This window comes from Klebsiella michiganensis, assembly GCF_015139575.1.
Lineage (GTDB): Bacteria > Pseudomonadota > Gammaproteobacteria > Enterobacterales > Enterobacteriaceae > Klebsiella > Klebsiella michiganensis.
In genome coordinates this window covers 3,203,876-3,225,711 of sequence record NZ_AP022547.1, presented here as the reverse complement: position 1 = coordinate 3,225,711, position 21,836 = coordinate 3,203,876, and the positions used below count along the sequence as shown (strand labels likewise).

Below are 21,836 nucleotides of genomic sequence, written 5' to 3'. Positions count from 1 at the left end.
TCGAGGGCATTTATGCTTTTTATCAGGCGCTCAGAGGAGCCTGCTGCGCGTCACCAGGGAATCTCTCCGGGACAGAGTGATGTCAACTATCAATAACACCCGCAGTGAATTAACGCTCACGCCTTGCCATCATTAGCGCCAGGTCAACGAGGCGGTTAGAGAATCCCCATTCATTGTCGTACCACGCCAGAATTTTAACCATATTGCCGCCAATCACCAGCGTTGACAGACCGTCGATAATCGACGAGCGCGGGTCACCCTGGTAGTCGCTGGAGACGAGCGGTTCATCGCTATAGCCGAGAATCCCTTTTAGCGGCCCCGCGGCGGCGGCTTCACGAAAGGCATTGTTCACCTCTTCGGCCGTCACCTCTCGCGCCAGCGTCACGGTCAGGTCGACAATAGACACCACCGGTACCGGGACGCGCAGCGAGTATCCCGTTAAGCGGCCATCCAGCTCAGGAATAACTTTGCCCAGCGCCTTCGCTGCGCCGCTGGAGTAAGGCACTATCGACAGCGCGGCGGCGCGAGCGCCGCGCAGATCTTTTTCCGGCTGATCGTGCAGGGCCTGGCTGTTGGTGTAGGCGTGGGTGGTGTTCATTAAGCCGTGCTTAATACCGAAATGCTGGTGCAGAACCTGGGCGGCAGGCGCCAGACCGTTGGTGGTGCAGCTACCGTTGCTGACCACGTAGTGTTTATCCGGGGAGTAGAGGCTATCGTTAACGCCCATCACGATGGTTAAATCATCGTTTTTGCCGGGGGCGGAGATAATCACGCGCTTTGCGCCACCGCGGTGGATATGCACCGCCGCCTTGTCGCGATCGGTGAAGAATCCGGTGGCTTCAATGACGATATCGACTTCACGCTGATGCCACGGGATATTGGCCGGGTCGCGTTCGCTGAATACGGTTATGGGTTTACCGTCAACCACAAGCTGCCCTTCACCGGCGGTAACGTCCGCGTCGAGCTTACCGAGCAGCGAATCGTATTTTAGCAGATGCGCCAGCGTTTTGCTGTCCGTCAAATCGTTGATCGCCACAATCTGAATATCCGAATTGCCCAGTGCAGCGCGCAGTACGTTGCGTCCAATACGGCCAAAACCGTTAATACCGACCTTTACCATGATTAACTCCTTATCCATTGTCTCTGGCGTCAGAGTAGGCCGGGCAGGCTTTGGCGTAAATGACAAAAAAGGATCACTTTACGCCATTTTGCGACAGTGAAATCGCTGGCGATATTCCCCGGGTGTGAGGTGAAGCTGTTTTTCAAACAGCCGTCGCAGGTTAATGCTGCTGCCAAATCCCGTTTGTTCGGCGATACGATCCAGCGTCTCGTTAGTTTGCTCCAGACGCTGCCGCGCGGCGGCCAGACGGGCTTCGGCGACGTAGCGCGCCGGCGAAGCACCGGTTTCCCGGGTAAATACGCGGGTGAAATTCCTTGGACTCATGGCGACTCTTTCCGCCAGTTTATCCACGCTGAGATCGGTGGTGAGGTTTGCGAGCAACCACGCCAGCAGATCGTTAATGGGGCCCAGGGTGCTGGTCTGCTGAAGGTTGTAGCGGCTAAACTGCAGCTGGCCGCCGGGACGACGCAGGTACATGACGAAATCCTGGGCAATATCGCGCGCCAGGCTAAAGCCGTAGTCCTCTTCAACCAGCGCCAGGGTGAGGTCGAAGCCGGAACTGACCCCGCCAGAGGTCCAGATGTGTTCGTCCTGAATGTAGAGCGGACCGCCTTCGACGCGTACCTGAGGAAATTCCGCCTGCAGGGTATCCAGTAGCTTCCAGTGGGTAGTGGCTCGCCTGCCGTCCAGCAGCCCGGTTTGCGCCAGCAGCAGGGCTCCGCCGCATATGGAGGCAATGCGGCGGGCATGGGGAGCCGCAAGGCGCAGCCAGTCAACCACCGCAACCCCTTCCTGCGGGTTTTGACCTCTGCCGGTAATCATGATGGTATCGAGCGGCTCGCGAGGGTCTATCTCATGCAGGCGATGATCGGCCAGCAGATTTAAACCGGACTGACCATGGATCACCTGATGCGGCTGGGTGGTCGCTAGCTGGACCTGGTAGCAAAGCTCCCCGGCGCCTTCCGGGTGCAGACGGTTGGCCTGCATCAGAATGTCGGCAATACCGGCGGATTCAAACAGCATGCCGCCATCAGGGACAATAATAAGTATCTTCTTCATGTCCTGAAAAGTAATCTTTTTACAGAATAAGTCAACAGAACAGACGGGGAAGGGGAAGTTTTTGCCACCGCAGCGACGCTCTCGTCTCGCTCGCTGATGGCGTGACGTCGACGGGATGGGGTTGCCTGATGAGGCTGGTCTCGCACAAACTGGACTGGAAAAATAGTACCGAATGTCTGCTATGAGCGAGGAATGGAAGTTGAACACTCTGCTCAACGTCGCCAAATGGAGCCTTAATCTCCCAGTTTTTCGCGAGTGGGACCTTCAAAGTTGATGCTACTTATATGGCAACTACGCGGTTGACCTAACAAAAAACGAATGGTTTCCCAGATCGAGCGCCCCTTCATTAAACGTTCCCCATTTTTGATGGGCTATCTATAAACGTATCTAACCCTGTCAGTTCGAAATCCGGGGGGACAACCCGGTCACACGTATACTGTTTAATAGCGAACCAGGGAGAAGACAACGTCTGATCCTGGCACGGAGCGGACGAACTAACTGAGTTGAATCTCCGCTATGAGCTAATAGCAGACATAACATCCCCGGGATAGTTTGGGAAAGGATACTCTTCCAGCATCAGTTTCGGTTCATGCTTTCTGAGGCAGGATACTTTATGCTGGTTACTCTCATTTATAGGATACGACCATGATAACTGTAGAGAAATCCGATCCATTTTCTTCAGAGTCCCATCGCTTAATCGAAATGCTATCAGCTGAACTTGCCACTATTACGGGGGATAGTGGCAAAAGCAATTTCACCGTTGAAGCAATGAATGATGACAAAGCCTTATGGGTATTGGCAAAGAATACTCATGGCGAAGCAATAGGATGCGGCGCTATTCGGCCGATAACGCAAAATATAGCCGAGCTTAAAAGAATGTTTTCAGACCGAAGCGTGCCTGGAGTTGGGGGAGCTTTACTCACTTTTCTGGAAACATCTGCAAAAGATATGGGATATAGCGAACTCAGACTGGAAACCCGACACATCAACCATCGGGCAGTAAATTTCTACGAGAAAAATGGATATATTCGTATTGAAAATTACGGCCCCTATGTCGGTAGGACAGAAGCCGTGTGTTTCTCAAAAGCATTGCGCTGATTGTATTAATTGGACCCGCTTTGCGCTCCAGGCACAACGCTGTCTACCAAACTCCACCAATGCCCATTTAGCTATAGCGTTAAGGCTGTGAGAGTAAAGACAGATAATGATAATGCGCAGGATCGTGTGTTGCGCTCATGCAGAACCATGGTCATCGCGGTTTCTGCATCGACGCGGAGCTGCCGGAGGAGGGCGTAGCGGCCGGCATGACCGAGGAGCGGGATTCCTCCCGGAGAAAACGCGCGGAGTATACAGGCACTTTAAAGGGGCCATTTCTCCATGGCGATTCACTGCGCCTGTTTCTGGCCGATATATTCCTCTAATCCCTTTGTAAGAACATCGAAAACCAATTTGCAGCACAGACTATTGCGCAGGTCTTCGTGCATGACGATCCAGGTATCAAGATAGAAAGAAAAGAAATTCGGCAGTAATCTCCGCAGTGGAACAGAGCCATTGGCCAACTGCACCTGGCATATGCCAATGCCGGCCCCGGCGCGAATAAGATTCAGCTGAGCCACGTCGCTGTCGGTGCGCATGGAAAATGCATTCCGGCTTAGCTGAGGGAATTTTTCCAGGGCCTTACGGATGAAAGGCGTATCCTGATCAAAGCCAATCAGCGCATGTTTCAGCAGATCTTCGCTATTTTCAGGCGTGCCATGTCGTGCAAGATAGGACGTCGATGCGTGGAGACCGAGTTCAATGCGGCCAACGCGACGCGCAATAAGCTGTTCCTGTACTGGCGTCGTCATGCGTACAGCAATATCGGCTTCCCTGTGCAGTAAATCCTGAACCCGGTTCGACAGAACTAATTCAATCGTTATTTGTGGGTGAGACTCCCTGAGCCTGGCAATAAGCGGCGGCAGAACTTCAACGCCGATAACGTCACTCGCGGAGACGCGGACGACGCCATGAATGGACGCGCTGTTATGACTAAAGTTGGAGGCTGTGCGCGCTAGCGTATTCGCGGTGCTCTCCATCGCTTCGGCATGCACCCTCAGCGCCAGCGCCGTTTCAGTCGCCAGCAAGCCCGTCTGTGACCTCGTGAACAACACCTGGCCCAGAGCGGACTCGAGCGCAGCGATATGCCGTCCCGCTGTAGGCTGCGTAATCGAAAGCCTGCGTGATGCGCCGGAAAGCGAGCCTTCCCTGAGCACAGCCAGAAATGTTCGGTACCACTCCCATGGGATAGATGTATTCATACAAATTTGTATAGCCGCCCTATAAAGATATGCAATTCCATTTAGCTCTGCCTGTACGTACGCTGTCAAGGTCAAATCAGCAAAGAGGCAGACAATATGGAAACCCGAGGCAAGGTCCTGATACTTGGCGCAACCGGCGGAATCGGTGGTGAAACGGCGCGCCGGCTTATTCAGAAAAAATGGGACGTTCGTGCACTAAAACGAGGACTTCATGGCAGTGAACGACGTGGTGACATCCAGTGGATAGGGGGCGACGCTCTCGACCCGGAGCAGGTCGCCGCTGCGGCAGCAGACTGTAGCGCGATCGTTCACGCCGTCAATCCGCCCGGCTACAGAAACTGGAAGCATCTGGTGCTGCCTATGCTGCGCAACACGATTGGCGCAGCAGAACGAACCGGCGCCTTGATCGTGCTTCCCGGTACCGTTTACAACTATGGACCTGACGCTTTTCCGCTATTACGGGAAGACGCTCAGCAGACGCCGGTCACCAGGAAGGGAGCTATCAGGGTACAAATGGAGAAAGAACTGGCGGCCTATTCGCAGCGTGGCGGACGGGTATTGATCGTCCGCGCGGGGGATTTTTTTGGTCCGCGCGCCGGTAATAACTGGTTTTCTCAAGGTCTGATTAAGCCCGGCAAGCTGCCTGGCGTCATTACCAATCCAGCTTCGTTTGCAACCGGTCACCAGTGGGCTTACTTACCTGATGTCGCGGAAACGATAGTTGCGCTGCTGGCACGACGCGAGGAGCTTGAGCCCTTTGCACGTTTTCATATGCAAGGTCACTGGGATGCCGACGGCAGCGAAATGGTCAGCGCGATTCAACGCACAGCGGCACGCTATGGCGGCATGGCCAAAATACAATCATTTCCGTGGTGGTTGATGTACCTGGCAGCACCTTTCAACGCAACCTTACGCGAACTTCTGGAGATGCGGTACCTGTGGCGCCAGCCGGTTCGCCTGGACAATACGAAACTGGTGAATTTTTTAGGTGCCGAGCCTCACACCCCTCTTGATGAAGCTGTCCATGCGACATTACAGGGCCTGGGCTGCATTGATCGTACCGAGATGCCTCGTATAACAATATAGAGACGCTCCAGGGTTGCATCTGGCATGAAGCGGACAGGCTAATTGGGCTGAAGGTCCGCTATGAGCGAAGAGCGGACCTTTGACCAATAAGATGGTTACCGAAGTCTTGCTACCCAAACTTGCTTAAGCACATTATTCTACAGTAATTAAAGATGGAAGTATTTAGTTATGTAGATGTACCAAATTTTATCATATAGATTTTTTTTAAGAGTGATAAGACAGTAATGAGTTATAATTAAAAATAGAGTGTCACAGGAATTATTTTAAATGAAACATTATTCCTATCTGATTTTTCTATTTTTCCTCAATGGATGTTTCTATAAGCGCGTACCTGTCCCTGATACTATTTCATTAGTGAATTATCCCACGCAGTTAAAGGATGCTAATGACCAAAATAAAAAAGAGTATGCCGCCGCATGGGAGGATTTTATTTTAGCTAGTAACCGATGCCGGTTGATTCATAATAATTATGAAATAGGATATAAAAATGCTGAGCAGGCTAAGTTAATTCTCGGTGGACTTGGTGGCGTAGCTGGTCTGACTGGAGCGGTTCTTGCGACTTCAGGAAGTGCAGTTGTTGTTGGAGCCATTGCCGCTGGAGTTTCAGGGTTAGCAAGTATGACATTAGGAAATGCAGAAAAAGGCCCATTGGGTACAAGCTATTATTTATCTCAAAAGGAAGGTATTGCGAGGCAAATACAGCAAGCGTCAGTAGAAGCGCTGAATTCAGAAGATCCTAAGAAAATTTATGGCATAGCATCAAGGTTGGCTGCATCTTGTTTATCATCTGAAATAAAATAACTTACTCCTGTTTATTAAATCAACCCTAGGAGGAAATATGAGTGTATTAACGGCACGACATGTGACAGTTTATGTTTTTATCTTGTTATCTTTAAGTAGTATATCATTTTTATTAAGCGCGAATAGTGAATTAACTTCGAAAAAAAATCCTATGACGTTTGAACCTATAAACGATAAGGATAGCCGTTATCTGTTTGATTTGCCGCCGCCTACAAATTCACAGATTGAAGGTACTATACGTGTTGCGGCCACGCGTTACTACGACCAAATCGTACCACCTAGCATTGCAGAAGATAGTATTCCATATCGTGATATGAAAGGTAACCCTGTAAGTGATCGCGTGAGTCCTTATTACTGGTGTCTCGGTGCAATTGAAGGATCTATTTCTACAACTTTTAATGGTAAACCTGTGATTCTTAATTACCATGATTTCAAACGTGAGAGTAAGTATCATGTTCGGTGCACAGATTACATTGTAAATGGAAGTAGAGATATAGATGGGGATACGAGGTATAAAATTACGAATGCTAAGTACGGAAAAGGTGTGAACGACTGGTTCTTAGTTCCTTACAGGACAATTGCCACTGACCCATTATATATTAAGCATGGGGAGGTTATTTACATAGAGAAAGCCAGGGGCCAGAATATTACTTTGCCCTCTGGTAAGGTGGTAAAGCACGATGGATATTTCTTCGCTGGTGATCGAGGAGCTAGAGACGTAGTAAAAGGGAAGCTGATAGATGTATTCTGTGGGTTTGATTCTAAATGTTTGAGCAAACAAGTAACGATTAGTACGAAAGACGATTTGCGTTTAATTGATGCGAAGGTGATTAATGATCAAAGCATAAAGAATAGATTTAAACAATACCATTTAAAAGAGTGATTTGTCGAGTTTCAAAACCATTTTGTGTAAATATTTTTTCTCATGTAGCGACCAGTTAGGTGGTCACGGAACTCGATAATAAAATGATTCATTGCCAACCTCCTGTCCTAATAGGCTGTACCTTCAGTCCCGAACGGAACAGATTGCCCTTCTGAACACGAATATAATGCCATGCCCATAAATAATCGACTTCTCACATGATAAAAGAAGCCCTTCATAAAAAATTCAATGGTATTACAGGGTTTTGATGGGCTGGATGGCAGATAACAATACCATTTTTAGCTGTAAGGAAGGCGATAGTGGTGAATATGAAGTATGCATCCCCAATAAAATGGTACCTACAACAATTATAGTTGAGAAGTCTCTATGAATCGTACAACTAATTACATTTTATCTGTTCCCCGTTGATTGCCTGGATGCTATTAGCAATGTCCGCTCCTGGCACGTAGCAGACGGCCATCGGACGCGCAATCCGCCCTGGACGAGGAGCGGACTTTCCATTTTGCAGATACTCAAAAGCGGTGTCCCGCAATCAGCGATTACCAACCTTAAAGCGACGCCTCGGCCAGTAATGCGGCCTGTACCGCAGGACGGGCATTGATCGTTTCCCTGTACGCCAATAGCGCAGGCCAGCGCTCCAGTGGGATTGAGAAGAATTTACACCAGCCCAGCACAGTGAAAAGGTAGGCATCAGCCACGCTGAAGGATGGGCCAGTCAGATAGGTTTTTTCGTTGAGAGTCGCCTGAAGGAAATCGAACTGTCGGAACAGCTTCTCACGAAAAATCGCTCTGACCTCTTTGGGCAGCGCGGAGTTGAACAACGGTGCCGAGCCAGCGTGTATTTCACTGGTGATAAAGTTAAGCCATTCCTGCAGACGCACCCGAGCCCAGCTGTCCGCACGCGGCGCCAGGCCGTGTTCTGGTTTTAGATCGGCGAGGTACTGCACGATGGCCGGGCCCTCAGTGAGTATCTGACCATCATCGAGCTCAAGGGCCGCGACATAACCTTTAGGGTTAATGGCGCGGAAGTCGCGACCATCAGCGGTGATCTTGCTTCTGTTGTTGACTCTAACCAGTTCAAACTCAAGTTGCAGTTCGCGCAGCACAATGTGCGGCGATAACGAACAGGTATCCGGGGCGTAATAGAGTTTCATTTTGTCTCCGTTAAAGGTGAAAAGCCGTCGGGGGACGTCCTGAACTCACTGTATTTGACGCGGAATGAGCTGTAAAATTAATGATAAAGAAACCAACTATTAGATGAGCTACTGATAATCATGATGAACCTTCTACATTGGCGCTTACTGGTGGCCGTGGCGGATGCCGGCAACATCTCGCGCGCCGCAGAGGAGATAGGAATGACTCAGTCCGGCGCCAGCCAGGCAATCGCCCAGCTAGAGTCTTCACTGGGATTTTCGGTATTTATACGTGAGCGACGATATATCGGCGTGACCGCGCTGGGCGGGCAGGTTGTTGAACACGCAAGAAACATGCTTTCGCAGCTGAATGCCATCCGCGAACTGGCCGATGAGAGCCGGGGTTTAAATCGCGGGCGCATTCGCCTGGCCAGCTTTCCATCAGTGACGTCCACCTTGTTGCCTGGACTGCTGCGGGACTTTAAGCGCCTGCATCCGGGTATTGACGTCGTCATCCTGGAAGGCTCGGACGAGGAGGTCGAGGAGTGGCTGGCCGCAGATACCGTTGAGCTGGGGGTAGTCATGAATCCCGAACCCGGCCGTGCAGACGTTGTATTAGGGCAGGATGCATGGGTAGCGGTACTGCCAGCCACTCATCGGCTGGCACACCATGCCAGGACGTGTGGCATAACGCTAAAGGCGCTGGCAGACCAGCCCTTTATTCTGGCGACAGGCGGATGCGCCGTTAATGGCAAAAGCCTCATGGAAAAGGCGGGCCTGCAACTTTCTGATATACGCGTGACGGTACGCGACTGGATTAGCGCCTGTAAGCTGGTCGCGGAAGGGATGGGCGTCGCCATTGTACCTGAATCAGCCCTGCCAGAGGCGTTGCGCAATCTGTGCGTGGTGCCAGTGACGCCTGCCATACACCGTGAGTTTCGGCTGGTCTGTTCGTCATCCGGAACGTCTTCCGGCGCAACACAGGCGCTACTTAACGCGCTACGTAAACGAGGATGAGCGGGCACGCGGCGAACCGGATCGTCAGCGATAAGTGACAAACCGGCTTATTGTTTATATCGGCGCAGGCTGGAGGCGGGATGCCGAAGGAGGGCTGATTCGGGGCGTATTGGGCGGCGCACCAGCTCTCCCCCACAGTTCGGGCACCGGCCTTGCAGCCGCTGAGTCACGCAGTCAACGCAAAAGGTGCATTCGAATGAACAGATGTACGCGCTTGTTGATTCTGGCGGCAGATCGTTATCACAGCATTCACAATTAGGGCGAAGTTCAAGCATGGTGATCTCCTGCTATTAAATAAAGGGGCGTCATGAGCGCGCGAGGGGCATCTGCCTGTCCCGTATTCGAACCGCTGCGCTTAATCTGCACGAGATGAGCATGATCGACAGGTCGAAAAAAAGCAAGAGATTGAGTGGCTTATCAGTACCAACCGCTTCTGGCGCTGGTGGTTGGGGGAAAAGACCGCTGAGCCTGTGCAGCGCGAGAAGAGGACGTTAATAGAGGAATAAAAACATCGCCAGATTTGCCCGTGGCGGCTACAGTTAAAATTATTTAACTGGTATGACCACGTGGGCGGATATCTTTTATGAACCTGATAACAATCCCTGTAAAGCAGGGGGATGTTCTGGCTGCCACAGTATGGGAGAGAAACGATGCTAAAGCGCTGGTGATCCTCCATCCTGCCACCGCGGTATCACAGGCGTTTTACAAGGACTTCGCTGAGTACCTTTACGCAATGGGATTCAATGTTCTGACCTACGACTATCGGGGGATAGGTCATTCCAGGTCAGGCACGCTGCAACACTGTCATGTCTCAATGTCTGACTGGATCGAGCAGGATGTCGGCTGCGTTACCGCCTGGGCAAAGCTGCGTTTCCCCAATCTTCTGCTGATGGCGGTAGGGCACAGCGTTGGCGGGCACGCTATTCTGCTTTCGACGGCCACCCGGTCGCTGCATGCGGCGGTTCTTGTTGCTTCGCACGCTGGCGTCACCCGCACAATTCAACAAACGCAGGAAAAGCTCAGAGTCTGGTTTTTATTACGTATTCTGGCGCCGGTTCTGTGTCGTACCTTTGGCTATATGCCTGCCAGACGCCTCGGGCTGGGGGAAGATTTACCCGCGCCCGTCATGCTGCAATGGGGGCGCTGGAGTGCCATGCCCGACTATTTTTATGACGATCGCGCCTGGGATGCGCGCCGACGGGCAAGCGAAGTCACGTTACCCCTTCTGGTACTCGGTTTTGATGACGATCCCTGGGCTAATTCTGCAGCGATTACGCGCCTGTTGGCGCCGGTGGAAAACGCAAAAATTGAACGCCGCGAGATCCGGCACGCGGATTATGGTATTCCGGCGGTCGGCCACATGGGCTTTTTTCGTACCCGATGTGCGGAAAAAATATGGCCTGAAGTCGGTCGCTGGCTGGCAAGCCAGTGTCAACCCCAGGGATAATGTCTTTCCGGCTATTTTTCTTATAGTCGAAGAGATTAACAGGGCATGCTATGCCGTAACCGTCGGTGCTCAGGTTTCAAAGCGGCAACAGGCGCATCCGGGGAAATAGTTCATCGCGACTCAGAGAGATATCATGTCTGTTCAAAAAAGGGCGAAGAGGATGCACTAAGATGCTGGCTTATATCACTATAGGTACAAATGACTTTCAGCGCTCCGTGGACTTTTATGAGGCTATTTTTAAAGTTCTTGGCTACTCACGACTGCCAGCCTGGACAGAAAGCTGGGCAATGTGGGGGGATGAAAATAACCCACATGAGGTATTCAACTTCTGTATTTGTCCTCCTTTTGACCGGCATCCCGCAACGGCGGGAAACGGGACAATGTTCGCATTCCGTGCAGACAGCGCTGACCTTGTCAGGCGGTTTCATGCAGCAGGCCTCCTTGCGGGAGGGGAGAATGAAGGCGAGCCAGGGACACGAACCGCATACGGCCCCGACTTTTATGTTGCCTATCTGCGCGATCCTGACGGGCATAAGCTGGCATGCGTTTGTCAGCATTATTCTCCTGAAGCAGATAAGTTCGTAGATGAAGAATAGTGGCTTCACTTATCACATTTTAGGGTTTTGAGCGTTTATAACGCTTAGCGGTGAAAGGCGGCATTTCCGGCAAAGACACTCAATATCGTCTTCGGCTTGCACAGTCCGCTCCCGGCACAAAGCGGACCGTCTGAAGCGTCGCGAGGTCTGCTATGAGCGAGAGGCGGACACTGGGTTTACTGTTTCGGTAAAACTTACCGGGCAGATTTCGAGACTACACCAGACCCGCTAAACAACATGCGGATACCAAGGCCTATCATGACAACGCCTGTAAATCGTTCCTGCCATTTGATAAAGCCTGGGTGTTTACGTAGCCAGTTTCCAAATGTCCCTGATGCCATTGCGACTGACCCCAGGGAAACAATTCCTGCCAGCTTTTGGATACTCCCCAGAACAAGCAATTGCAGCCAGACAGGACCCGCGGCGGGATCGATAAACTGAGGAAGAAAAGCAAACATGAACAGCAGGGATTTTGGGTTCGTCAGGCTGTTCAGGGCACCTTCCTTAACCGCATTCCAGTCAGAAATTATTGCGGTTTTTCGCAGCCGAGTATCTGTGCCTGAAGTCGCTATCATTTTTATGCCCAGCCACATCAGATAAGCCGCACCAGCCCACCTTAGCAGATCCAGCGCAACTGGCCAGGCATGCACAACGGTCACCAGCCCAAGAACAAGAAAAGAAACTTGCACAAAACCTGCGACAAAGACATTGCCCAGAACCGTAAGCAGTGCAATACGTCTTCCCTGACCGACTCCTCTGGCGATGGTCAGCATCATGTCTGGCCCCGGAGAAATTTCCAGAAGCGTCAGCGCGAGAAGGAAAGTCATAAACGTTTCGATGGAAGGCATCGTGGTTGAGTCCGGAAAAAAATTTCTGCTACGTTACCTCAGACTGATGCGAGCCGAAAGTGGAAGATACTGCAACGTCCGCCTACGGCACGAAACGGACAAGTGCAAAGGTCCGCTATGAGTGAGAAGCGGACATAGATAGGGCTAAAGATTTGTGCATGATGCATTCAAGGATGATTTATTCTCTGTATTAGAACCTGTAGAGCGTTTTAGCATCATTGGTCGTTCAATCAGCCATATATGAACTGGCTTGCTGACATCGTCAGATTACCTGTAACCGGCCGACAGTCACCTTTATTTGTTAACAGACACAGTTAAAAATCTCGACCTGAACCAGGACCAGCCGCTAACAGTTTATGCTTTGAGCATATAGAGACATGATTGCACTGTCTGACCGTTCGATGTGGTTACCTCTACAGGAACCCGTTCATACTCAGAACCTTCGAACTCATCGAGTAGGTGCCAGTGATTATGTAAATTCTCTGACTTGAAAAGAAAACCCGGTACACGATGACCTGAGTCATCCAGTACAATTCCCGGATAACCCATCTCTGCACCCCAGCCTTTCTCTAATAAAGAACCCCCAACGTGGCCTTCCTGCCATGTTCCCCCGATATTTTCAAGAATATGAGCATTAGGCCGGCCAGGTCCGAGTGTCCCGTAAACAAATAAACTTTCCATTATTCCTCCAGGTATCGCTATGAAAATAATAATGTTCTTTTGTTAATTTTGATTTTTGGACTCTGGCCTGACAAATCATTTGTTCTCACAACACGCGTGAATTATTATCACGCGTATGATGTTCGATCGCCTTCCCCCATTGCAAACTCTGCGCGCTTTTGAAGCCACAGCCCGCCTCTCAAGCATGACGCTGGCGGCAGCGGAGTTGCACGTTACGCATGGCGCGATAAGCCGGCAAATCCGGAAGCTCGAAGAGCATCTGGGGTTAAAGCTATTTTTCAGGCTGACGCGGCAGATAATTCTGACGGAGCAAGGGGCTGAATTTCACCAACTGGTTACCCGTCTTTTGAGTGATTTAATGCGGGAGTCCGAGCGTCTGCGAGGAAGAAACCTGATAAAAAGTTTACGAATAAGTACAACGGTTTCATTTGCCAGTAAGTGGTTAGCACCGCGTTTAAGCCGGTTCAGGCAGAGATATCCTGAATTTGAAATTGAGCTGGATGTTACTGACGTTAATGTGGATCTTAATGATGGTCAGGTAGATGCTGCCATTCGTTACGGCCTTGGCAATTATCGAGATGTTTCGTCTGAACGTATGTTCGATGAAACAGTCACTCCTGCCTGTAGCCCAGATTTTCTTGAGAAACATAATGGTCTGACAGAGATTAAGGGACTTTTAAATTGCGTTCTTCTGCATGAGTACAGAATGCAGGCGAACTGGAAGGCATGGTTTGAGATGGCCGGAGAAAAAAATTTTAGCTGCCAGCAGGGGCCCTTATGGACTCTTGGCAGCATGGCGACTGAGGCGGCTATACGTGGCGAAGGCGTTGCTCTGGGACGCAGCGTTCTGATTGCAGATGATGTCGCTGCTGGAAGGCTTGTTGTTCCGTTTCCACAGTTCAAACTTAAGGCTGAGCGGGGGTACGATTTAGTCTACCGTTCAGATAATCAGGACTCATTTAAAATAAGCATTCTAAGACAATGGCTCGCTGAAGAATTGAGCTCGCTGAAAGATTGAATGGCTGTCTAAAAAAATCCGCTTTTGGCACAACGCTGTCTATCGCACATTTCACTTAATCAGCAGGGGATGCGCCGCTGAAATCGCTGTCTGGTAAATCTATAATCACCAGGGTGCCAAAGCTGCCTGATTCTACCGTATGAGGAATTCCCGCTTTGGCTATATAAAGCTGGCCGGGCGCGACGGAGATTTTTTTCTCCTGCACGCTCAGTTCCAGACGTCCGTCTATAACCAGTAATCCCTCGTCATATTCATGTACCTCCTCAGCGACAGAGTGGGCATCCATGCGCAGGACTTTGAGATTCGTTGCCCCAACGCGGCCTAAGATCCGGGAGCGCCAGGACGCCGGCAATGCCTGCGCTTCGGTTCTGAGATCGTAAAGCGACATAAAGCCATTCTCATTGATATTCGTTGCCTGCTTTTATGCCATATAAGTTAATCGCCGACATCTAACATATATGGCAAAAGAAGTTGAAAAACAGGCTATACCGGTCCTGCTGCCCGCTGCATGTGCATTGACCGCGGATAAATAAAAACGGCCCCATCGCTGAGGCCGTGACGTGCCTATTGTTTCTTCTCGCCCAGCGTCGGCGTCTCGTCAAAGAAGTTCCACGGTTTCAGCAGCGCGTGCGCCCACTCGGTCGGCATAATCGGCCACTCCTCGGCGCGGGCCACGTGGGTGGTGCCGGTGGTGATCCACACCACGTCATCATGGTTGTCCAGCGACTCGTCATCTTTCGCGTACTGGCCGAGGCCGGTGTCGTGAATCGAACGGTTAGGGTACTTGCCTTCCGGGAAGCGCTCGGTGGGATGATAGCGGGTGACCCACAGCTGCTTATCCATAAAGCTCAGACGATGGTAAATCCACTCATCAGGCGCGAATTTTGCCCCGGTGGCGACCGGATGCGTGCCGCCCGCGTAGGGGATAATCTGATACGACACCGGGTTACCCATCCGGTTTTCTTTCGTGGTATTGCTCAGCAGACGGATGGTGCCCGGGTCAAATTTCTGTGCCGCTTTCTGCTCGCTATCAATCGTGTACTGATTGATCTGCATGGTGCTGGTACGCGGACCGCCGGCGGTATTCGGCTTCACTTCCGGGTCCATGGCCACCAGCGTGTTGTTCTCGCCGTCAACGTCTAGATCGAGGCGGAAGTTGTAAATATGCTGGTGGGTGGTGCCGACAATATTATGGTCAATCAGCGTGCCGTAGCGGGTGTCCTCTTTGGCGCTCGGATCGTGCATGGTCTTCGCCTGCACGCCTTTCACCGCTTCGATGCCGGTCGCCCCGGCATCAATGCCGATGGTGCCGTTTTCGTGGAATACCCAGTCAAAAATATAGTCGTAGTTGCCGACGGTGCTGATCCAGCGCACCACCAGCTCGCGGCGCTCGGTACTGACGTTCGGCTTGCCCATCTCCTGATGCTTATACTCCGGCCCGGCGTAGCGTTCGAAGATGGCGATTGCGCGCGGGATGGTCGTGGGCGTGCCGGTATAGTCGGCGATGGTTTCATCCAGCAGGACCGCGTTAGACGGCGCGTCTTTACCGCGGACGATAGGTGAGGTCAGGGTGCCCATACCGTAGTCGCCGGAATCGAGATAGGCTTTAAAATACCAGCCCACGTCCGGGTCGCCGTAGGGGACGATCATCCCGCCCAGCGAACCTTCATACATCACCTGACGTTTCTTGCCGTTATCGTTATATGTCACGGTGGAGAGAATCGGCCCAACGCGGGAGTTCATGCGCAGGTGGAAATCCCAGTTTTGCCAGTGGATCATATCACCGGTAATGGTGTAGTTTTTGCCCTCTGGCTCAATGATATCCAGCGGTTTAATCTTTGGCGCAACGCGGTCGCGCCCGTCATAGGGGCGGGCTGCCATAGGTACCGGGATCGTCGGCCCCTCTTCGATTTTGATGATCTTCTTCTGCTCAAGGTCGACCACCGCTACCAGGTTTTCAATCGGATGCGCCCAGTAGTTACCGTCGCCAACGTCAAGATAGCTGACCACTTTCAGCAGCCGCGCGTCCTGCTTGAGGCCATCTTTGCCGTCGAAGTAGCCGACGGTCAGCGGGGTGGTAATCACCTTGCTCGGGTCGTCGATGCCGTGCTTTTTTAACACTTCGGCAAATTCGCTGCTGGCGTTGATGATGTTCTGCACGCTGGCGAAATCATCCAGCAGCACCATGCCGTGGGCGTCTTTAATCGGTGTCCATGAAAGCACTTTTTTATTCTGTAAATCCACCACCGCCTCAATAACGTGCTTGCCGTCGAGCATGATCACGTCGGCAGCGCGCGGGGCGTTGACCGGCGTACCGTTGAGGGAAAAATCCCACACCGCTTTTTTATCCGGCTCGCGCAGGGAGATCTCGGTGAATCGGGTATTGGGTTTGAAATCCGCCGCGGCTTTAACGATAGCGACCGCTGCGCTGATTTCCGCCGCTGACAGCGAGTTCAGCGGATGCGGGCGTTTTTCCACCTGGAAGGTCTGGTCAAGACCGGACTGAAACACGTCGTTGATAAAAGTGTCAGAAACCCACGCTTTGCCGTCTTTCATCACTACCGGCACCTGCAGCTCCAGGGTTTTACCATTGACGATGACCGTTTTCGCCCCCGGTTTTACCTTTACGTAAGCGCCGTCTTTAATCAGGGTAAACATCTGCGCGTAGTCATCCCACTGAAGGTCCGCGCCAAAATCCTGAAGGGTTTTGTCCATCGGGACCATATGGGCTTCGCCGCCGTGGGCGAACGCCGGGCTTTGCCAGGCGCAAAACAGAGCGACAGCCAACGCCAGAGCCGTTTTGCGGGGAGAAAGAATCGCCATTGAGACCTCACCTTATTGTTGTGTTGTGCAGTGCCGCTGCGAATGTCGGCTTGTGTATCGTTAACCTAACAGCGGTCAGCGCCGAGGCGTTTGCCTGCTTTTGCCAGGTTGTTTGTCAGTTTTGCCAGTTACAAAAAATGCCTCCGCAGAGGCATGAAGATGGCGATAAAGATGGGCGAGTTTCTAATATTTACTCCGCAAAATCCCCCTGCTGGCGGGCCACCAGGGTCAGGATGGAGTAGAGCGCGACCGCCTGCTGGTGCTGGTTAAAAATCTCTACCGCCCACTCGACGACGCCGGTCGCTTTCTCCTCCGCGCTGCGCTGGCGTTTCACCGTTTTGCGTTTGCAGGTCAGGCGTACCTGGATGGTATCCCCCGGCTTCACCGGCTCGATAAAGCGCAGATTTTCCATTCCGTAGTTGGCGATCACCGGGCCGACCCCGGCGTCAACAAATAGCCCGGCAGCGGCGGAAATCAGGAAATAGCCGTGCACCACGCGCTCGCCGAAAATCGACTCCGCGGCGGCAATCTTATCCATATGAGCGTAAAAGTGATCTCCGCTCAGGCAGGCGAAGTTGACGATATCCGCCTCGGTCAGGGTGCGGCGCGGCGTCAGCAGGCTGTCGCCCGGCTGGATCTCCTCGAAATATTTACGGAACGGGTGAATGCGGTCTTCCACCACCTGCGCGCCGCGCACCCACTGCTGGCCAATGGCGGCGAGCATCGTCGGGCTGCCCTGAACTGCGGTGCGCTGCATATAGTGCTTCACCGCCCGCAGGCCGCCCAGCTCTTCGCCGCCGCCGGCGCGCCCCGGGCCGCCGTGTACCAGCTGCGGCAGCGGGGAGCCGTGGCCGGTGGACTCTGCGGAAGACTCTTCGTTCAGTATCTGAATACGCCCGTGGGCGCGGGCGGCGCCGAGAATAAACGCCCGCGCCAGTTCGCCGCTGGCGGTCACCAGGGTTCCGGCCAGGCTACCTTCGCCGGCCCGCGCCAGGGTCATGGCGTGCTCAACGTTCTGATACGGCATCAGGGTGGCGACGGGACCAAACGCTTCAATAGCGTGTACCGCCGGGGTTTCGTCCGGCTGCGGGCAGTACAGCAGCGTTGGCGGGAAGAAGGCGCCAGCGGCGCTGAAATCGGCCTGGCCCCCCAGCAGCACGTCACATCCGGCGGCCACCAGACGGTTGACGTTATCCTGCACGTCCTGACGCTGTTCGTGGTTCACCAGCGCGCCCATCTTCACGCCTTCCTGCGCCGGGTCGCCGACCACCACTTTTTGCAGGCGCGCAATCAGCGCGTCGCTCACCGCTTTCACCTGCGCCTGCGGCACGATAATACGCCGGATGGCGGTGCACTTTTGCCCGGCCTTCGCCGTCATCTCGCGTACCACTTCGCGAATAAATAGCGCGAACTCCGGCTGCGCCGGCGTGACGTCGTCACCGAGTACGCAGCAGTTCAGCGAATCCGCTTCCATGGTGAAGGGAATGGACTTCGCGACCAGGTTGGGATGCACCCGCAGCTGCTGTCCGGTACGGGCCGAGCCGGTAAAGGTGACAACGTCCTGGCTATCGAGATGGTCGAGCAGATCGCCCACGCCGCCGCAGATCAGGCTGATTGCCCCCTCCGGCACCAGCCCGCTATCAACAATCATTTTGACCATCGCCTGCGTCAGCTGCGCGGTGGCGGTAGCCGGTTTGATGATGGCCGGCATACCGGCAAGCCAGGTGGGCGCCAGCTTTTCCAGCATGCCCCAGCAGGGGAAGTTAAAGGCGTTGATATGCACCGCCACGCCGGATTTTGACGTGAGCACGTGGCGGGCGGCGAAGCCTCCCTGTTTTGACAGCGGGATCGGCTCATCTTCCGGCCACAGGGTATCGTCCGGCAGCTCGCGGCTGCCGAGACCGGCGTAGGTGAAAAGGGTGCCAATGCCCCCTTCGATATCTACCCAGCTATCGGCGCGGGTGGCGCCGGTTTCGGCGGAGATCGCGTACAGCTCTGCCTTGTGCTCCAGCAAATATCTGGCGAGCGCCTTCAGCATCGCGCTGCGCTCAATAAAGGTCATCGCCCCCAGCGCTTTGCCGCCGCGCTCAATCGCGAAGCGTCGTGCCTGCGCCATATCCAGACCCGCGCTGGTGACTTCCCATAGCGCTTCGCCGCTGATGGCGTGATGGATGGTACGCGCGTGGCCCCGGCCGGTCTGCCACGCGCCGGACAAGTAGCTGGCTAACTGCTGCATGGTTCATCTCCAGATGTGTTACGTGAAATATCTATAAATAGTTCTTTGGTGAATCATAAAAATCAAGCTCGCATTTAATAATTTATTAACATTGTGATCGGTGATGATCTGCGTTATGCACTTAATATCTTGTTAATAAGGGTTTTTACAAAAGCTTTTGCGGTCGCTATCACAAAAAGAACAAACAAAATTTGTGGTTTTATTTAACCTGAATGTAACTTTTATAAAACAAAGTGATTCGAAAATTATTTTTAATCGAATTTATTGGAATCATAAAGGTGATGACGTGACAGAAGAACAACGCTTTGACCAGCGCATCGCGCAGGAGACGGCCATCGAACCGCAGGACTGGATGCCGGAAGCCTACCGCAAAACGCTGATCCGCCAGATTGGTCAGCACGCGCACTCGGAAATCGTCGGCATGCTGCCGGAAGGCAACTGGATCACACGCGCGCCGACCCTTAGGCGCAAAGCGATTCTGCTGGCGAAAGTGCAGGATGAAGCCGGGCACGGCCTGTACCTCTACAGCGCGGCGGAAACCCTCGGCTGCGCCCGCGAAGACCTGTATCAGAAAATGCTCGACGGCAAGATGAAGTACTCCTCCATTTTTAACTACCCGACCCTGAGCTGGGCGGATATCGGCGTGATTGGCTGGCTGGTGGACGGCGCGGCCATCGTCAATCAGGTGGCGCTGTGTCGCACCTCCTACGGACCCTACGCCCGGGCAATGGTCAAGATCTGCAAAGAGGAGAGCTTTCACCAGCGCCAGGGGTTTGAAGCCTGCATGGCGCTGGCGCAGGGCAGCGACGCGCAGCGGCAGATGCTGCAGGACGCCATCAACCGTTTCTGGTGGCCGGCGCTGATGATGTTTGGCCCGGGCGACGATAACTCGCCAAACAGCGCCCGCAGCATGGCGTGGAAAATCAAGCTCCACTCGAACGACGAACTGCGCCAGCGCTTTGTCGATAACACCATTCCGCAGGTGGAAATCCTCGGCATGACCGTACCCGACCCGGATTTGCGGCTGGATGAAACCAGCGGCCACTACCGCTTTGGCGCCATCGACTGGCACGAATTTAACGAAGTGATTGCCGGACGCGGGATCTGCAACCACGAACGCCTGGGCGCTAAACGCAAGGCATGGGAAGAGGGCGCGTGGGTGCGGGAAGCCGCGCTGGCGCATGCGCAAAAACAGCAGGCTCGCGACGCCGCGTAAGGAGAATAAAAATGAGCAAAAACTACTGGCCTTTATATGAAGTGTTCGTTCGCAGCAAACAGGGACTGTCGCACCGCCACGTCGGCAGCCTGCACGCCGCCGATGACCAGATGGCGCTGGAAAACGCCCGCGATGCCTATACCCGCCGCAGCGAAGGCTGTTCGATTTGGGTGGTGAAGGCCAGCGAAATCGTTGCCTCGCAGCCCGAAGAGCGCGGCGCATTTTTCGACCCGGCGGAGAGCAAAATCTATCGTCATCCCACCTTCTACACCGTGCCCGACGGCATGGAACATATGTGAGGCCACGATGAAAAACGATAACCCCGTTGCCGCTTATGCCCTGCGCCTCGGCGATAACGGCCTGGTGCTGGCCCAGCGTCTGGGCGAGTGGTGCGGCCATGCGCCGGAGCTGGAGATCGATCTGGCGCTGGCCAATATCGGCCTCGACCTGCTGGGGCAGGCGCGCCATTTCCTCAGCTACGCCGCCGAACTGACCGGCAGCGGCGATGAAGATACCCTGGCCTTTGGCCGCGACGAGCGCCAGTTTTGCAATTTACTGCTGGTGGAGCAGCCAAACGGCAACTTCGCCGACACCCTCGCTCGCCAGTTTTTCATCGATGTCTGGCACGTGGCGCTGTTCAGCCGCCTGGTCGGCAGTCGCGATGCGCAGCTTGCCGCCATCGCCGCCAGGGCGCTGAAAGAGGTGCGCTACCACCAGCGCTTTAGCCGCGGCTGGCTGGAGCGCCTGGGCAACGGCACGGCGCTTTCCGCCCAGAGAATGCAGAGCGCGGTGGATAACCTGTGGCGCTTTACCGGCGAGCTGTTCCAGGCCGATGAGCTGGAAATTGAGCTGAGTGCGCAGGGCATCGCCGTCGACCCGCGCGAACTGCAGGCCGAATGGCAGAACGCGGTGCACACGGCGCTGATCGACGCCGGTTTGCAGATCCCGCAAGAAGCGGCTTTCCGCAGCGGCGGTAAGCAGGGGCTGCACAGCGAGCATCTCGGGCCGCTGCTGGCGGAGATGCAGTATTTACAGCGCGCCTATCCCGGCCAGCAGTGGTAGCAGGAGGGGATTATGCAACGTCTGGTTGATATCGCGCCCCCGGAGGTCCACGCCGTCTGGGATCTGTTAGGCGCCATTCCCGATCCGGAAGTGCCGGTGCTGACCATTACCGACCTCGGCCTGGTGCGCAGCGTGGAGCGCCGCGGCGATGGCTGGGTGATTGGCTTCACGCCAACCTATTCGGGCTGCCCGGCCACCGAACATCTGCTGGGAGAAATCCGCGCGGCAATGACGGAAAACGGCTACGCGCCGGTGCATATCGTGCTGCAGCTTGACCCGCCGTGGACCACCGACTGGATGGGGCCGGACGCGCGTGAACGCCTGCGCCAGTACGGCATCAGTCCGCCGCAGGGCCATGCCTGCCATGCCCACATGCCGGAGGACGTGGTCTGCCCGCGCTGCGGCAGCCGCCACACCTCGCTGATTAGCGAATTCGGTTCCACGGCCTGCAAAGCGCTGTATCGCTGCGACAGCTGTCGGGAACCCTTTGATTACTTTAAATGTATTTGAGGT

22 protein-coding genes and 1 pseudogene are annotated in these 21,836 nt (G+C 53.8%); 12 read left to right on the top strand and 11 right to left on the bottom strand.

The window, feature by feature from the left end; all coding sequences use genetic code 11:
- Positions 1-109: 109 nt before the first annotated feature.
- The 3 genes and pseudogenes from gap to JLG71_RS15165 all read right to left on the bottom strand — a co-directional run bounded on the left by gap (position 110) and on the right by JLG71_RS15165 (position 2,624).
- Entirely contained in the window at positions 110-1,120 is a 1,011-nt protein-coding gene (gene gap / locus JLG71_RS15175; protein WP_049078942.1) for a type I glyceraldehyde-3-phosphate dehydrogenase, read from the bottom strand.
- Between the two features lie 78 nt (positions 1,121-1,198).
- Positions 1,199-2,179, bottom strand: a complete 981-nt coding sequence (locus JLG71_RS15170) for a GlxA family transcriptional regulator (protein ID WP_048263748.1) — start codon at positions 2,177-2,179, stop codon at positions 1,199-1,201.
- A 233-nt stretch (positions 2,180-2,412) separates the two neighbouring features.
- Positions 2,413-2,624: pseudogene (locus JLG71_RS15165) on the bottom strand (hypothetical protein).
- Between the two features lie 200 nt (positions 2,625-2,824).
- Here JLG71_RS15165 and JLG71_RS15160 point away from each other — a divergent pair.
- A complete protein-coding gene (locus JLG71_RS15160; protein WP_200913577.1) occupies positions 2,825-3,277 on the top strand; it encodes a GNAT family N-acetyltransferase in 453 nt (150 codons plus the stop codon).
- Positions 3,278-3,564: 287 nt separating this feature from the next.
- Here the strand turns inward: JLG71_RS15160 and JLG71_RS15155 are convergent, their stop codons facing one another.
- Positions 3,565-4,476, bottom strand: a complete 912-nt coding sequence (locus JLG71_RS15155) for a LysR family transcriptional regulator (RefSeq protein WP_116280033.1) — start codon at positions 4,474-4,476, stop codon at positions 3,565-3,567.
- 96 nt (positions 4,477-4,572) lie between these two features.
- Between JLG71_RS15155 and JLG71_RS15150 the strand changes: the two genes are divergently transcribed.
- The 3 genes from JLG71_RS15150 (at position 4,573) to JLG71_RS15140 (ending at position 7,246) form a co-directional block, all read left to right on the top strand.
- Entirely contained in the window at positions 4,573-5,562 is a 990-nt protein-coding gene (locus JLG71_RS15150) for an NAD-dependent epimerase/dehydratase family protein (protein ID WP_106510549.1), read from the top strand.
- 267 nt (positions 5,563-5,829) lie between these two features.
- Positions 5,830-6,363, top strand: coding sequence for a hypothetical protein (locus JLG71_RS15145; protein ID WP_048263564.1), 534 nt, complete (start codon positions 5,830-5,832; stop codon positions 6,361-6,363).
- Positions 6,364-6,400: 37 nt separating this feature from the next.
- Positions 6,401-7,246 (top strand): 3D domain-containing protein, encoded by an 846-nt coding sequence (locus tag JLG71_RS15140; protein WP_224237065.1) that lies wholly within the window; start codon positions 6,401-6,403, stop codon positions 7,244-7,246.
- Between the two features lie 548 nt (positions 7,247-7,794).
- Here JLG71_RS15140 and gstA read toward each other — a convergent pair.
- On the bottom strand, positions 7,795-8,400 hold the full coding sequence (gene gstA, locus JLG71_RS15135) for a glutathione transferase GstA (RefSeq protein WP_116280034.1): 606 nt from the start codon (positions 8,398-8,400) through the stop codon (positions 7,795-7,797).
- A gap of 120 nt (positions 8,401-8,520) precedes the next feature.
- Here gstA and JLG71_RS15130 point away from each other — a divergent pair, with 120 nt between their 5' ends.
- Entirely contained in the window at positions 8,521-9,396 is an 876-nt protein-coding gene (locus JLG71_RS15130; protein ID WP_200913575.1) for a LysR family transcriptional regulator, read from the top strand.
- Positions 9,397-9,443: 47 nt separating this feature from the next.
- On the opposite strand, the gene JLG71_RS15125 is transcribed toward JLG71_RS15130, so the two are convergent.
- Positions 9,444-9,671, bottom strand: a complete 228-nt coding sequence (locus JLG71_RS15125; protein WP_071846104.1) for a DUF1272 domain-containing protein — start codon at positions 9,669-9,671, stop codon at positions 9,444-9,446.
- 308 nt (positions 9,672-9,979) lie between these two features.
- On the opposite strand from JLG71_RS15125, the gene JLG71_RS15120 reads away from it, so the two are divergent.
- Positions 9,980-10,843: an alpha/beta hydrolase family protein gene (locus tag JLG71_RS15120; RefSeq protein ID WP_200913573.1), complete on the top strand. Its 864-nt coding sequence runs from the start codon at positions 9,980-9,982 to the stop codon at positions 10,841-10,843.
- A 170-nt stretch (positions 10,844-11,013) separates the two neighbouring features.
- Complete coding sequence (locus JLG71_RS15115; protein ID WP_048263569.1) at positions 11,014-11,439, top strand: VOC family protein; 426 nt, start codon at positions 11,014-11,016, stop codon at positions 11,437-11,439.
- Positions 11,440-11,633: 194 nt separating this feature from the next.
- Here JLG71_RS15115 and JLG71_RS15110 read toward each other — a convergent pair whose 3' ends face one another.
- Both JLG71_RS15110 and JLG71_RS15105 read right to left on the bottom strand, forming a co-directional pair.
- Positions 11,634-12,287, bottom strand: a complete 654-nt coding sequence (locus JLG71_RS15110; RefSeq protein ID WP_046877265.1) for a LysE family translocator — start codon at positions 12,285-12,287, stop codon at positions 11,634-11,636.
- A 354-nt stretch (positions 12,288-12,641) separates the two neighbouring features.
- Positions 12,642-12,968, bottom strand: coding sequence for a gamma-glutamylcyclotransferase family protein (locus JLG71_RS15105; protein ID WP_046877266.1), 327 nt, complete (start codon positions 12,966-12,968; stop codon positions 12,642-12,644).
- A 115-nt stretch (positions 12,969-13,083) separates the two neighbouring features.
- On the opposite strand from JLG71_RS15105, the gene gcvA reads away from it, so the two are divergent.
- Entirely contained in the window at positions 13,084-13,986 is a 903-nt protein-coding gene (gcvA, locus tag JLG71_RS15100) for a transcriptional regulator GcvA (RefSeq protein ID WP_224394310.1), read from the top strand.
- Between the two features lie 55 nt (positions 13,987-14,041).
- Here gcvA and JLG71_RS15095 read toward each other — a convergent pair whose 3' ends face one another.
- The 3 genes from JLG71_RS15095 to paaZ form a co-directional block, all read right to left on the bottom strand.
- Positions 14,042-14,374, bottom strand: a complete 333-nt coding sequence (locus JLG71_RS15095) for a cupin domain-containing protein (RefSeq protein WP_116280038.1) — start codon at positions 14,372-14,374, stop codon at positions 14,042-14,044.
- 176 nt (positions 14,375-14,550) lie between these two features.
- Positions 14,551-16,809, bottom strand: coding sequence for a primary-amine oxidase (gene tynA, locus JLG71_RS15090; protein ID WP_200913571.1), 2,259 nt, complete (start codon positions 16,807-16,809; stop codon positions 14,551-14,553).
- Positions 16,810-16,999: 190 nt separating this feature from the next.
- Positions 17,000-19,045 carry a phenylacetic acid degradation bifunctional protein PaaZ gene (gene paaZ, locus JLG71_RS15085; RefSeq protein WP_200913569.1) on the bottom strand — a complete coding sequence of 682 codons (2,046 nt, stop codon included), beginning with the start codon at positions 19,043-19,045 and terminating at the stop codon, positions 17,000-17,002.
- A gap of 286 nt (positions 19,046-19,331) precedes the next feature.
- On the opposite strand from paaZ, the gene paaA reads away from it, so the two are divergent.
- Genes paaA through paaD form a run of 4 tightly spaced genes read left to right on the top strand, consistent with a single transcriptional unit; the run spans position 19,332 to position 21,833 of the window.
- Positions 19,332-20,261, top strand: coding sequence for a 1,2-phenylacetyl-CoA epoxidase subunit PaaA (paaA, locus tag JLG71_RS15080; protein WP_025107926.1), 930 nt, complete (start codon positions 19,332-19,334; stop codon positions 20,259-20,261).
- Between the two features lie 11 nt (positions 20,262-20,272).
- Complete coding sequence (gene paaB, locus JLG71_RS15075) at positions 20,273-20,560, top strand: 1,2-phenylacetyl-CoA epoxidase subunit PaaB (RefSeq protein WP_200913566.1); 288 nt, start codon at positions 20,273-20,275, stop codon at positions 20,558-20,560.
- Between the two features lie 7 nt (positions 20,561-20,567).
- Positions 20,568-21,323: a 1,2-phenylacetyl-CoA epoxidase subunit PaaC gene (paaC, locus tag JLG71_RS15070; RefSeq protein WP_025107925.1), complete on the top strand. Its 756-nt coding sequence runs from the start codon at positions 20,568-20,570 to the stop codon at positions 21,321-21,323.
- A 12-nt stretch (positions 21,324-21,335) separates the two neighbouring features.
- Positions 21,336-21,833 carry a 1,2-phenylacetyl-CoA epoxidase subunit PaaD gene (gene paaD / locus JLG71_RS15065; protein ID WP_004850498.1) on the top strand — a complete coding sequence of 166 codons (498 nt, stop codon included), beginning with the start codon at positions 21,336-21,338 and terminating at the stop codon, positions 21,831-21,833.
- Positions 21,834-21,836 lie beyond the last annotated feature (3 nt).